This is a genomic window from Paenibacillus sp. YN15, from assembly GCF_003285005.1.
GTDB lineage: Bacteria > Bacillota > Bacilli > Paenibacillales > NBRC-103111 > Paenibacillus_AR.
Genome location: NZ_QMFA01000029.1, coordinates 1 through 12997, shown reverse-complemented (window position 1 = coordinate 12997; position 12997 = coordinate 1). Strand labels below are relative to the sequence as shown.

The window sequence follows — 12997 nt, the reverse complement described above, 5'->3', positions numbered from 1 at the left end:
AAATCCGAAAACGGATCACATTCGCAAAATAACGAATTCTCTGTCCGCCCAACGGTGACGCAGATAAACGCCTACCGGCATTCTCTGACAACCTGCGTTTGTCAAGAAGCTATTCTGCAAACATATGGGAGCACGTCATTTTTTCTGCTCCTTTTTTTCATATCCGGCCAAAAAATCCATCACCTGCCGAAACAGCGCAACCGCCTGGTCACCGCTTGCCTTCTGCTTGAGAGAAACAACGGCAACGGCATAACGGGGGGCTTCCACCGGGCCGTATCCGATGAACCATTGGTTGTACAAATCGGCTCCCCCCTCCGGAACCTGGGCGGTTCCCGATTTGCCCGCCAAGGACCAGACGGCCCCCTTTAGCGCCGTTCCCGTGCCGGAGGACACCACATCCTGCATCCAGCGCAGAAGTGTTTCCGAGGTTTTCCTGGAGATGCCTTCCCCCTCGGCCAGAGGCTTGGCCTGAAATTCCGCCAGAACCCGGTCCGTACCGTAGCGCACCTCCTTCACGGCCCGGACGGACTGGAGCTGTCCGCCATTCAGCAGAGTCACCACCATATTGGCGGCCTGCAGGGGAGTCATACGCACATCCCGTTGGCCAATGGCCGTCTGAAGCTTGGCTCCTTCGTCCTCCCGGGCTGCTACGGACGACCAGACTGTTCCGCTGTCCTCCCGGTCCAGCTGGCGGAAAGCGGGGTCCTGCAGAAGCTTCCCGGCCCAGCCCACAGGGCTGCCGATTCCCAGCTTGCGGGCGGTCTCCTCCAATTGCCCGGGTTTTAGCCGCAGCATGATCTGTCCGAAAACGATATTGCAGGATTGGGCGTAAGCCTGGCGAAAGGTAAGGGCGCCGTGTCCCTCCTTTTTCCAGCAGGTAAAATGGTATTTGCCCCAGGCCCCGTTGCATTCGAACCGCTCATCGGGACGGGCCGCGCCCGCTTCCAGGGCGGCGGCGGCCACGACGGTTTTGAAGATGGAGCCCGGCGCCGCCTCCAAAAGAGCCTGGTTGGCCCAGCCCTTAGCCTGCGGATCGACGCTGCTGTCCGGACGAAAGCGCGGACGGCTGACCATACCGGCAATATCCGCCGTATGGGCGTCCAGCACCACAATCGCCCCGTCCTTCAGGCCTGCCTTGTCCGCCAGCTCCTCCAACCCGCTCTGGAGCCCGGCGTCCAACGTTGTCATCACCTTCAGCGGATAATAGGGATTCTCCGGGGCGTGCAGCCGGTAGCCAAGGTCGGGAATAGGTTCATTGCGGGAATCGGTATACAGGGACAGGAAGGTGCCTCCCAGCCCGTTTAACAGGGTCTGAAAGGATTTCTCCAGGCCTGACGCGCCGATCAGGCTGTCCGAAGCCAGCCGCCCCGCCTTGACCATGGGCATAAACTCCGCCTTCACCCGCTCCGGGTCCTGCCCGATATAGCCAATGAGCTGGGCTGCATCATAAGGGGGAAGATAACGCTGCTTATAGGGCACCACCGCCACAGCCGCCGGCTGCAGCCTGCGGATGGTTTGGGCGGCGCCGGCGGAGAGGGGCAGCGGCGCATTCCCGGCAGTGCCCGTCCAGAAGCGGGGAACCGTCAGCTCCCGGCGGAACCGGACCCAGGCTTCGGGCTCTATGCCCAGCAGCCGGCCCATGGTATTGGCCTCCTCCTGACTGACAGCGGCCGTTATGGACACGGGGAAGACCAGCAGGGCGGAATAGGTTTCACCCGTCAGGGGAAGCCCGTTCCGGTCGTAGAAATCGCCCCGGCCGGAATCCAGCATCAGCCGCTGCTCCCGCTGCAGCACGGATTGGCGGACCAGATCCACGGGAACGGACGCTCTTTGCACCTCTTGGACCGTCTGAAGCCAAAAAAGCCTGCCTACCAGAACCGCCATAGCCGAAACAAGGCCAAGCAGTATGAAGAATACGCGGCGCTTATCCATCTTCATCATTCCTCTCTATCTCTCCAGTATGGGCAACAATTCCATGCCCAAACCAAAAGCAGGCTCCCCTTAGTTGAAGGGAAGCCTGCTTGAATAGAGGGCTCAAGATTAAGTTATACCGTAAATTTCTTCAGCTGCTCCTGCAGCGATACGGACAAGGATTCCAGGCTTTCGGACAGCTTGACCAAACCCTCGCTGACATTCAGCTGCTCGTTGCTTAGAGATGCCACTTCCTGAGAGGTGGCGGAGGATTCCTCGGACACGGCGCTGACGTTGCTCATGGCCTCGGTCAGAGTCCCCTGGGATTCCTCCAGCGATTCCAGCGAGAGGTTGACACCGTTAAGCCGCTCGCTCAATCCGTCCATTTGGCTGCGGACCTGGCCAAAAATCAAATCCGCTTCCTTCACGGAGGTAATCTGCTGCTGGAAAACCGGATAGGCATCGGACAAGGCCGTTACGGTTTCATCAATTTCCCGCTGGATGGTGTCCGTAATCTGGCCGACAATCTCAATGGATTGTTTGGATTGCTCCGCCAGCTTGCGGATTTCATCGGCGACCACCATGAAGCTCTTGCCTGCTGCGCCGGCCCGGGCGGCCTCAATGGTTGCGTTCAAGGAAAGAATGTTGGTTTGTTTGGAGATGTTGTTCAGCATGTCCAGAATCTTGCGGATGGAAGAGGTGCTCTCCTTCAGGTGATCCACCTTTTCCACCATATTGCGGGTCATTTGCTCGGTATCATTGGTCTTGGCAATCAAATCCGCCATGTACACCGTGCCCCGTTCGCTGACCTGCTCCACCTGGATGGTGGCATGGTTCATTTCCTCATTGGCCTTGGCCATCTCGCGCATTTTCAGCCCGATTTCATAGGTGATGGTGTTGCCCTTCTCCGCCTCCACGGCAAGGCTGGACGCGCCATTGGCGATTTCCTCCGTAGCAACGGCGATTTCCTTGGCGGAAATGGCGGTTTGCTTGGATACGTTCAGCAGCACATTGGAGGTGCTCAGCACCTCCTGGGCGGAGTGGTTGGTCTGCTGCACCAGCTTGGTGATTTGCTCCATCATCTGGTTGAAGCTTATGCCCAACTGGCCGATTTCATCCCGGTTGGTGAAGCGCGTCCGCACCGTCAGATTGCCCTGCTCCCCTTGCTGCATCAGATTGCGCAGGGAGATCAGCGGCCGGCCCACCATCCAGGCTACGAAGAAGCCGGAAGCAATTGCGAAGGCCATGGCCACCAGCACCATGATAACCGTCAGGTTAAAGATTTTCTCGGCGTCCTTCACCAGATCATCCACCGGAACAGCTGTAGCCACCGTCCAGGGGGAGACGCCCAGCTTTTTGAAGATGGTCAGCTTGCCGTCGATGGTGCGGTTGGCCGCTCTTTCCGCCCCCAGCAGCTGATCATCGCCGCTCAAAGCCACATCGAAGGGTTTGCCTACCCGCTCCGGATCGGGGGTCCGGACCAGATTGCCGTTTTGGTCAATAATAACAACCGGGGCACTGCCGTCCGCGTTCAGTCTCTCAAGCCCCGCGTGCAGCATCTTTTCCTTCAACTCAACCAAAAGCACAAACTGCTTGCTGCCGGTCTGGATATCCTTCAGCAGGCGCCCCATGCCAAATACGCCTTTGATGTTGCCCCAATAGCTGTCGGAAGTGGTCGGCAGCCAAACTGCGGCGCCGTCCCCGTCCACGACCTTTTTAAACCATTCCTGCTCCCTCGCGCTTTCGCGGACGGCAACCGTGCTGCTGTCCGTGCCGATATTTTTGCCGTTCTCGGCCAGTCCGATCAGCACTGCGCTGGAAACATCGTTCTTGCCGGAGAAGAATGAGCTTAACCGGGTGCTAACGGTTTGCTGGGCCAGAAGCTGGTCGTAAGCGCTCAGGCTGGGATCGGAAATATTGCGCAGCGACTTCATGAAATCCTGGTCCGTCAGCATCTGCATGGTGATGTCCTCGTACACCTTCAAGGTCTGCTCCGTATTGCTGCCGGCCAGTTCAATCGTCTTTTCGGTAGCCTGGGCGACCTTGTTCTTGATAATCTCTTTGGATTCCATGTATGAAAAAATGCCCACCGCCAGAACCAGAAGCACAATACACGAGAAGAAAATCAAAAAGAGCTTCACACTTACCGATCTTACCGGATTAAAGGACATTCGGTTATTCGTGTTACCAGAGAGAGTGCCTTCCACACCATCCTTTGTAAGCGTTTCCCTAACCTGCTTTATCCGGTCCGCAATCCCCTTGGAGTCAGGCAGTTGAATTTTCATAATCCACCATCCTATGTATTCTGTCTTATTCTCGTCTCCATACATTCTTCGACAAATCTATATGAATTCCTTTATAGTTTTTTTACAAAAGATAAAAACCTCCAATAAAAAATAATTTGGAGGTTTTTACAATTGACTGGAAGCTTTCCCCACGCTTACATTTTCCGTTTGCGCATCATATCGAAGGGGCTAACCGGTTTATCCACCTTCATGCGGACATGCTGCAGCGGATGCCGGGCGGCGTCCAGAAGCACACCGTCCATATCCTGCAAAGCCTCCACCCTCTGGGTAAAAAACCGTCCCTCGGGGCCGAAGAACTCCACTTCCTGCCCGGGTTTGAAATGATTGCGCTGCTCCACAACGGCATAGCCGGTGCCGGGATCATAATCCACCACCAATCCGGCAAAATCATAGTCGATCATTTTCTCCTCGGGACCGTAGATATGATCCTCGTGACCCGGCTCCTCAAAAAAGAAGCCCGTATTCAGCGGCCGGTTGGCGGCCTTGTGGATTTCGTTCAGCCATTCCTGGCGGAGGGTATACTCCGCGGGACTGGCCATATAGGCGTCCAGCGCCTGCCGGTAGGCATTGACCACCGTGGCCACGTAATGGATGCTCTTCATGCGGCCTTCAATTTTGAAGCTGTCCACACCCGACTCCACCAGCTCCGGGATATGCCCGATCATGCACAGATCCTTGGCGCCCATGGTAAACTGGTGCTCCTCCGGTCCCGCCAACGCCAGCCCGTCTCCTTCCTCGGGGGCCGCCGCAAACAGGTCATACTTCCAACGGCAGGACTGGCAGCAACCGCCGCGGTTGGAATCCCGGTCCGTAAAATGGTTGGACAGCACACAGCGTCCTGACCAGGAGCTGCACATGGCGCCGTGGATAAACGCTTCAATCTCAATATCCACATTGCGCTTGATCTCAAGAATTTCCTCCAGACCGGCCTCGCGGGCCAGCACTACCCGGTTCACACCCTCATCCTTCCAGAATTTCACCGTTCTCCAGTTCATGGTGGATTGCTGGGTGGACAGATGGAGCTCCAGCCGGGGAGCGGCCTTTTTGCAGGTTTCGATAATAGCCGGATCAGCTACGATAATGGCGGCTACCCCCGCCTCCTGCAGATTGGCCAGATACTCCTCCAGTCCGGGTATATCCTCATTATGGGCAAAAATATTGGCGGCCACATAGATTTTGGCTCCATACCGGGAGGCGAATTCCACCCCCTGGCGCATTTCCTCAAAGCTGAAATTGTCGGCGCCTGAACGAAGGCCGTACTTTTGGCCGCCGATATATACCGCATCCGCTCCATAGCGTACGGCAAACTTCAGCTTCTCCAGGCTGCCGGCAGGCGCCAGAAGCTCGGGTTTGGCCAGCTTGCGGGTATGCTGCTGTCTGACAATAGATGCTGCTTGTTCCATGCGCTTTTCGCCTGCCTTTGGTATAGTGTGATGCTTCATGCTCAATAGACCTGTTCCTTAAAGTAAAATCCGTAGGTGAGCGGGCGGTTAGGCGGCTGCAGCCGGATAATCGGCTCCATCCACTCCTCGCGGAAGCTGTAGCCCTCCGGGTCGGCGGCATAAGCGTCAATGGCCTGGCGATAGGCAAAGAGCGCCGCCGCATTGTATGCCACGGGCTTCAGCAGGCTCTCCACCTTCATGCTGTCAATGCCGGCGGCCAGCAGTTCCTCCAGCGCATCCAGCATGCACAAGTCATCTCCGCTCATGATATGGGTTCCGGCCTCATCCTCATAGATGGGATAACGCTCGTCCTGACGCTCCTCCTCGATCAGATAGAGCCCCTGCTCCATTCCGAAGGCGCCTTGGGCGGCGGATTCTCCGCGGTGCTCCATGTAGCTTTTGACCATTCGGCGTTTGGAGTGAAAAATGTTGGTTGCTCCATGCACCTGAACCTGCACATCCGCCTTGCAGCGCTTTTTAAACTCCAGCACCTGCTCCATGTTCAGCTCCCGGGCCAGAACAGCCCTGACCGCTCCCCGGTCCGCCCAATAATTGGCCGTCATATAGTTGGTGGCGGTCATCTCCGGATTCCAATGCAAGGGCAGATGGTCAAGCCCCGCTTCCCTGGCGGCGGACAGGAGCGAGGGATCGCCGAACCCTACCGCATCCGCTCCCGCCTCGGCAACCTGGATCAGATAATCCGGGAGTTCTGCCACCGCCGCATTGTCAAAAATCCGGTTGGCCACCACATAAGCCTTCATGCCGCAGCCATGGGCCGTTTGGACAGCCTCTTTCAGCAACCCAACGGGAATATCTCCGGGCAGCCGGGCTCCGAAACGGTGCTCGCCGATCTGAACGGCATCCGCCCCGGCTTCGGCGTAATGCCGGATCTCCGCCAGGGAGCCGGCGGCTGTAAGCAATTCCGTACGTTTCATCTCTTAAGCCTACTCCTTTTTTCCGGCGGCAGAAGAAGGTAGGAGCTGCGTGGCAGTCTCTTATTTTTCCAGCTTGCTGGCCGCATTGTTTTTCTTGTGCTCCTCGAAGGTTTCGGCAAACAGATGGCCTCCGCTTCCGTCCTTCTTGGTAACGTAGAACAGGTATTTGGTTTCCTCCGGGAACAGCGCCGCCTTGATGGACAACAATCCCGGGCTGGCGATAGGGCCGGGAGGAAGGCCCGGGTTCAAATACGTATTGTAGGGGCTTTGCGTTTGCAAATCCTTTTCAAACAAACGCTCCTTTTGCTTGTCGAACAAATATTGGACGGTAGCATCGATTTGCAGGGGCATTTTTTGCTTGAGCCTGTTGTAGATGACCCCTGCCACCAGCGGCCGTTCCTCATCCACCGCCACTTCCCGCTCCACCAGGGAGGCGACGGTGAGAATGCCGTGAAGGTCCAGCCCCAGCTTGTCCATTTGGGCTTCCCAGCCCTGGGGCAGCGACTTCTGCTTCTTGTCCCATTCGGCCAGCATCCGCTCCAAAATAGCCTGCTCCGTGCTTTCCTTTTTCATTTCATAGGTTTCGGGGAACAGATACCCCTCCAGCCGGTAACGAAGCTGGGCATTGCTTGGGATGCTTGTGATCCAGGGATACGTCCACTTGCCGGAATCATTGGCCAAAGCAAGGAAGGAATCCTTGTTGACGATGCCGTCGGCAGCCAGCTTCTCGGCAATTTGCAGCACCGTATACCCCTCGGGAATGGTAAAGCGAATCATCTCCTCCTTGATCACATCGCCGCGGTTGAGCTTGTCGGTAATTTCCGCAAGGGTCATGCCGGGAGCCAGCTGGTAATTGCCCGCTTGAAACCGGTCTCCCTCATGCTTGACCTTCAAATAAGCGGAAAAGATCAAGCCGTTTTTGATAATGCCCTGCTCCTCCAGCAGCTTGGCAATGGCAGCCGAGCCCGTTCCGGACGGGATGGACACCTCCACCGGCTCTCCCGCCTCCATAGGCAAGAGAGATCGGTACACATAGTAGCCGACGCCTCCCGCGGCCATGGCGCCCAGAAGAAGCAGAATCAATAAAATAAGCAGAGCGGTTTTCCATCCGCTCCTTTTTTTCGGGTTTTGCTCAAGTGCCTCCGCCATCAAAGCCTGGGTTCCTCCTCTATCTGAAATCGCAGCTTCACGAAAAAAAGAGCGACCAAAGAGCCGCTCCCTCCATCGTACCATACTTCGCTTTCGTGTTCCATTTTTCCGGCCTTACTCGTCAAAAGAAACTGTCATTTCGTCGTATAATTCAAGGATGGTTTCCCATTCGTCATCATCCGGCACCTCTGCCAGCTGGAGCTCTCCCTGCTCGTCGGTGACAATGTGGTACAGGGCCGTTTCGTCTTCGCGCTTCATCCGGTGGCTTTGGAGCACGGCATAACGGACGCCGTCCACCTCAAATTCCGCCAAAATCCGCTGCGCTTCCGAAGCGCCGGTCTCATCCTCCAGGAGCACTTCCTCCCCGAAGACCTCCTTCAGAATGGACAGGGGTTTCACATCGTCCAAGGAAGGCGTTTTCATGGAGTGACCTCTTCATCCATTTCTTCCATCAATGTGTTGAAGGTTTCCTCTACAATATTCCATTCCTCTTCATCGTCGATGGTGAACAGCTGCAAGTCGTCTCCTTCTTCCTCATACCGGAAGGCGTACACCTCGTCGCTTTCCTCTTCCTCCTCCGAGGCGACAACCGGCACCAGCATCATGTACTTTTTGTCGCTGCCGTCCACCTCAAAGCGCATGATGACTTCAAATTCTTCTTCATTGCCTTCCTCATCCGGAATGTAAATGATTTCCGGCTCTTCTTCCTTTACCGGCTTGTTCGCCATCCTGCTCACCCTTTCGATTTGGCATCCATATAACCTTGCAAAATAATTGCCGCCGCCATTTTGTCGATGACTTGCTTGCGCTTTTTTCTGCTGACATCGGCGGACAGCAGCGTTTTCTCCGCTGCCACCGTGGTCAGCCGTTCATCCCATAGATGCACGGGAAGCCCGAGTTCGGCGCGAAGCCCTTCGGCAAAGGCTTGGCATAATTCACCGCGTGGACCGATGGAGCCGTTCATATTCTTCGGCAGTCCGACGACAATTTCCGTCACGCCGTGCTCCGCGGCAATCCGACGGAGCTTTTCCGTATCATCCTCGGGCTTGCGGCGCTCCAGCACCGAGTGCCCCTGGGCGGTCCAGCCCAGCTCATCGCTTAAGGCCACACCGATTCTCCGGTCGCCGTAATCCAGTCCCATCCATCGCATGTGTCCGTCCGTGCTCCCTTGTTTTTACAAAATTCGTTTGTTCCACGGGTCCCAAAATATTTCGCTCCGGCTATTTCTGGGAGGTTTTGTGCTGGGACAGATAGGCCCGCACCAGTTCCTCAATCAGCTCATCCCGCTCCCGTTTGCGGATCAGGCTCCTGGCATTGTTATGCCGGGGAATATAAGCCGGATCGCCGGAAAGCAGGTACCCGACGATTTGGTTGATGGGGTTATACCCCTTTTCCTGCAGCGCATCGTATACGGCCAGCAGCACTTCCTTCGGGGAAGTCTCCACTCCTTCAGGCACGACATCAAACTTCATCGTTTTGTCCATCGAATTCACAACCGGCACCTCCCGCTTGAGAAATAATTTCCGCCTATAAGGAGTATACGAAATCGCATGTTACTCTGGTTATATTCTCCAAAGGCTGTCAAAATACCTTTATTCGGAATGATAAAACTTGTATCGGAAGATTTCCGAGGGCGGGCGGCCTTCTCCGGCATTCCTGCAAGCCGCCCATACCGCCATTATACACCTGCGCCTTGTTTGCCTGCCAGCTCGGCCGCCAGCTCCAGCGCCTCGGCCAGCTTGGACGGGTCCTTGCCGCCTGCCTGGGCCATATCCGGACGGCCGCCGCCGCCACCGCCGCAGCGCGACGCAGCTTCCTTCACCAGCTTGCCGGCATGGAGCCCCTTGGCTACCAAATCAGGGGTTACCGCCGCCACCAGATTCACCTTGTCCTCCTGGACGGAGCCCAGCACGATAACGGCGGAGCCCAGCTTGGCCTTGAGGCTGTCCACCATGTTCCGCAGGGAATCCATATCCCCCGCATGCACCTGCTCGGCCAATACCGGAATGCCGCCAATGCTGCGAATCTTGTCAGTGAGGCTGCCTGCTTCCGCCAGGCTTGCTTTGGCCCGCAGGGATTCATTCTCCCGGGACAGCTCCTTCATTTGGCCAAGAGTGGCCTCCACCCGCTTGGGAACATCCGCCACGCCCGTTTTCAGCAATTGGGCGGCTTCCTTCAAGAGCTCCAGTTGGGCATCCAGGTATTCGTAGGCCTGCTTTCCGGTTACCGCTTCGATCCGCCGGACGCCCGAGCCGATGCCGCTTTCGCTGATAATCTTGAACAGCCCGATCTGCGCCGTGGAGCTGACATGACAGCCGCCGCAGAGCTCGATGCTGTAGTCACCAACCCGCACCACACGGACCACATCGCCGTATTTTTCGCCGAAAAGGGCCATGGCCCCCATAGCTTTGGCTTCATCAATGGGCATGCTGGAAATATCCACTTCCGTGCCTTCCCAAATCTGGCGGTTCACCCGGATTTCAATATCCTGCAGCTCCTCGGCGCTAATGCCTCCAAAGTGGGAGAAGTCGAAGCGCAGACGGTCGGCGGATACCAGGGAGCCGGCCTGGTTGACATGCTGGCCCAGCACTTCCTTCAACGCTTTGTGCAGCAGATGGGTGGCGGTGTGGTTCTTGACAATATGGCTTCTGTTCACCCGGTCCACCAGGGCGGACACTATGGCGCCTGCCTTCAATGCGCCTTCGCGCACCAGCACCGTATGCACATGCTGGCCGTGGGGCGCCTTGGACACCTCGCGGACATCGGCCACCACGCCTGTTCCCTCCAGAAGGCCCAGGTCACTGACCTGACCGCCGGATTCGGCATAGAAGGGCGTCCGGTCCAGAATTACCTGGGCGGTTGCGCCAGCTGCCGCTTCCTGCACCAGCTCGCCGGATACAACCAGGGCGATGATCCGGGCTTCTGCTATCAGATCAGTATACCCAATAAACTCGCTTTTATCCGTAAAATCCGACAAAGGACCGCCTTGCACCTTCATGCTTTCCGTGGCGTGGCGTCCGGAACGGGCCCGCTCCCGCTGCTCCTCCATGGCCTTGTCGAAGCCTTCCCGGTCTATGGAGAGACCGTTCTCCATGGCGAAGTCCTCAGTCAAATCGAAGGGGAAGCCGTAGGTATCGTACAGCTTGAAGGCATCGGCTCCGGACAGCTCCTTGGCGCCTGCCGCTTTGGCTTTTTCCGCCAGGCTGTTCAGAATGGCCAGGCCGTCGGAGAGCGTCTCATGGAAGCGCTCCTCCTCGGTGCGGATGACCTTCTCGATATACTCCCGCTTTTCCACCACTTCCGGGTAATATACGCCCATAATTTCGCCCACTACCGGGGTCAGGAGATACAGGAAGGGCTTATCCATCCCAAGAGCGGATTTCCCGTAGCGCACCGCACGGCGCAGAAGGCGGCGGATGACGTAGCCACGGCCTTCATTGGAAGGAAGCACGCCGTCTCCCACGGAGAAAGCGACGGTACGGATATGATCGGCCACAACCTTCAGAGCCACATCGGTGTCATTGTCTTTTTGGTAGGCGACGCCGGCAATCTCACAGGTTTTCTGGATAAGGGGCTGGAACAGGTCGGTGTCAAAGTTGGAGTCCACATCCTGCAGAATGGAGGCAAAGCGCTCCAAACCTGCGCCGGTATCAATATTTTTGTTGGGCAGCGGCGTATAGCTGCCGTCCTTGTTGTGGTTGAACTGGGAGAATACCAGGTTCCAGACCTCCAGGAAACGCTCGTTCTCTCCGCCTGGCCAGCATTCGGGATCGTTCAGATCGCCGTATTTGTCGCCCCGGTCATAGAAGATTTCGGTGCAGGGGCCGCAGGGGCCTTCGCCGATATCCCAGAAGTTGCTGTCCCGGTCCAGCTTGTAGATGCGGTTTTCCGGTATGCCGATTTTCTTGTTCCAGAGCTCGAAGGCTTCCTGGTCTTCGTTATACACAGTTACGGACAGCCGCTCCGGCGCAAAGCCGATCCACTGGGGGCCGGTGAGGAATTCCCAGGCCCAGGTAATGGCCTCCTCCTTAAAATAATCGCCGATGGAGAAATTGCCCAGCATCTCAAAAAAGGTATGGTGGCGGCGGGTTTTGCCCACATTCTCAATGTCGTTGGTGCGGATGCACTTCTGGGCGTTGGTGATCCGCGGGTTCTCCGGCTTCACCCGGCCGTCGAAGTAGGGCTTCAGCGGCGCCATACCGGCGTTGATCCACAGGAGAGAGGGATCGTTGTGGGGCACCAGGGATGCGCTGGGCTCGATTTTATGTCCTTTGCTGGCGAAAAACTCAAGCCACTTGCTTCTGATTTCACTAGCTTTCATGAATGGTTCTGCCTCCTCGCAGGTAATTCCCCCAAAAGTGACGTGACGCTATGTAGCAGATTCCGGGTACTTTTGGGGGAGCCCCCTAATAAAAATATAAACCACTTCAAAATCATAAAAAAAAACGCCCCTGAAAACAGGGACGATTGAATATCGCGGTACCACCCTGGTTACTTTGCGCCCCGGCCGCTGCTGCGGGCAAGGCCATCAAAGTCTCCTCGAAGGAAGATAACGGTTCTTAGCCGGCGGAGTTCGCTCCGCGCTCGGGAAAGGGCTTCGGCCATTCTTCACCGTAAAGGTTCTTGCAGCCGGGAAGCCCTCCATGAGGTGCAAACCCGGAACCTTCTCTCTAACACGGCGGGCTATGGTCTACTCATTTCCTTCAGTGCTTTACCATATACGTTGGTATATTATATCCAATCCGGCGAACTTTGTCAATTGGGCCGGCCGGATGCGTCATCCTCCAGCAATTTTCGCAGGGAGCGGATTTTGTCCGGAGAAAGACCGGTTGCTTTGATGATAGCCGCGTCATCAATCCCCATGGCGATCAGATTTCGGGCCACCGTTCGGATGCCTTGCTCCAATCCTTTTTCCATACCTTTTTCCATACCTTTTTCCAATCCTTTTTCCATACCTTTTTCAATCCCTTGCTCCATTCCCTGCTCCAGGCCCTTTTCCAAACCTTCCTCGTAACCCCAACGCTTCCATGCCGGCATCAATTCCATGATCTTCCTCCCTCCTTGTAATCCTTCCGCGTGCAGCTGGCGGATAATGTCCTCGTCCTCTTGCGAAACAGGCTTGTAATATAAATCCGCCACGGACATGATCAAGGCCAGCTTTGCGGCATCCAGCTTATCGCCAAGCCACAGCAGCATCCTTAAGACAGCCGTCCGGAGCTCTCTTGCTTCCTTTTTAGTATAGCGCATTTTTGCC

Annotated in this window: 10 protein-coding genes and 1 pseudogene; all 11 read right to left on the bottom strand. The window is 56.5% G+C overall.

Annotation, left to right across the window (positions count from 1 at the left end):
• Positions 1-135: 135 nt before the first annotated feature.
• Complete coding sequence (locus tag DQG13_RS20585; RefSeq protein ID WP_113021673.1) at positions 136-1941, bottom strand: peptidoglycan D,D-transpeptidase FtsI family protein; 1806 nt, start codon at positions 1939-1941, stop codon at positions 136-138.
• Between the two features lie 104 nt (positions 1942-2045).
• A complete protein-coding gene (locus DQG13_RS20580; RefSeq protein ID WP_258525784.1) occupies positions 2046-4196 on the bottom strand; it encodes a methyl-accepting chemotaxis protein in 2151 nt (716 codons plus the stop codon).
• Between the two features lie 155 nt (positions 4197-4351).
• On the bottom strand, positions 4352-5620 hold the full coding sequence (locus DQG13_RS20575) for a peptidase U32 family protein (protein ID WP_113021671.1): 1269 nt from the start codon (positions 5618-5620) through the stop codon (positions 4352-4354).
• Positions 5621-5661: 41 nt separating this feature from the next.
• On the bottom strand, positions 5662-6594 hold the full coding sequence (locus DQG13_RS20570; RefSeq protein ID WP_113021669.1) for a peptidase U32 family protein: 933 nt from the start codon (positions 6592-6594) through the stop codon (positions 5662-5664).
• A 60-nt stretch (positions 6595-6654) separates the two neighbouring features.
• Positions 6655-7743: an endolytic transglycosylase MltG gene (gene mltG / locus DQG13_RS20565; protein ID WP_113021773.1), complete on the bottom strand. Its 1089-nt coding sequence runs from the start codon at positions 7741-7743 to the stop codon at positions 6655-6657.
• 114 nt (positions 7744-7857) lie between these two features.
• Entirely contained in the window at positions 7858-8166 is a 309-nt protein-coding gene (locus DQG13_RS20560; RefSeq protein WP_113021667.1) for a DUF1292 domain-containing protein, read from the bottom strand.
• Positions 8163-8471: a DUF1292 domain-containing protein gene (locus DQG13_RS20555; protein WP_113021665.1), complete on the bottom strand. Its 309-nt coding sequence runs from the start codon at positions 8469-8471 to the stop codon at positions 8163-8165. Before DQG13_RS20555 ends, DQG13_RS20560 begins: the two co-directional genes overlap by 4 nt.
• Before the next feature lie 5 nt (positions 8472-8476).
• Positions 8477-8893, bottom strand: coding sequence for a Holliday junction resolvase RuvX (gene ruvX / locus DQG13_RS20550; RefSeq protein WP_113021663.1), 417 nt, complete (start codon positions 8891-8893; stop codon positions 8477-8479).
• A 70-nt stretch (positions 8894-8963) separates the two neighbouring features.
• On the bottom strand, positions 8964-9236 hold the full coding sequence (locus DQG13_RS20545; RefSeq protein ID WP_113021661.1) for an IreB family regulatory phosphoprotein: 273 nt from the start codon (positions 9234-9236) through the stop codon (positions 8964-8966).
• Between the two features lie 185 nt (positions 9237-9421).
• Positions 9422-12064: an alanine--tRNA ligase gene (gene alaS, locus DQG13_RS20540; protein ID WP_113021659.1), complete on the bottom strand. Its 2643-nt coding sequence runs from the start codon at positions 12062-12064 to the stop codon at positions 9422-9424.
• Positions 12065-12498: 434 nt separating this feature from the next.
• A pseudogene (locus DQG13_RS20535) lies at positions 12499-12997 on the bottom strand (hypothetical protein); the annotation flags it as partial.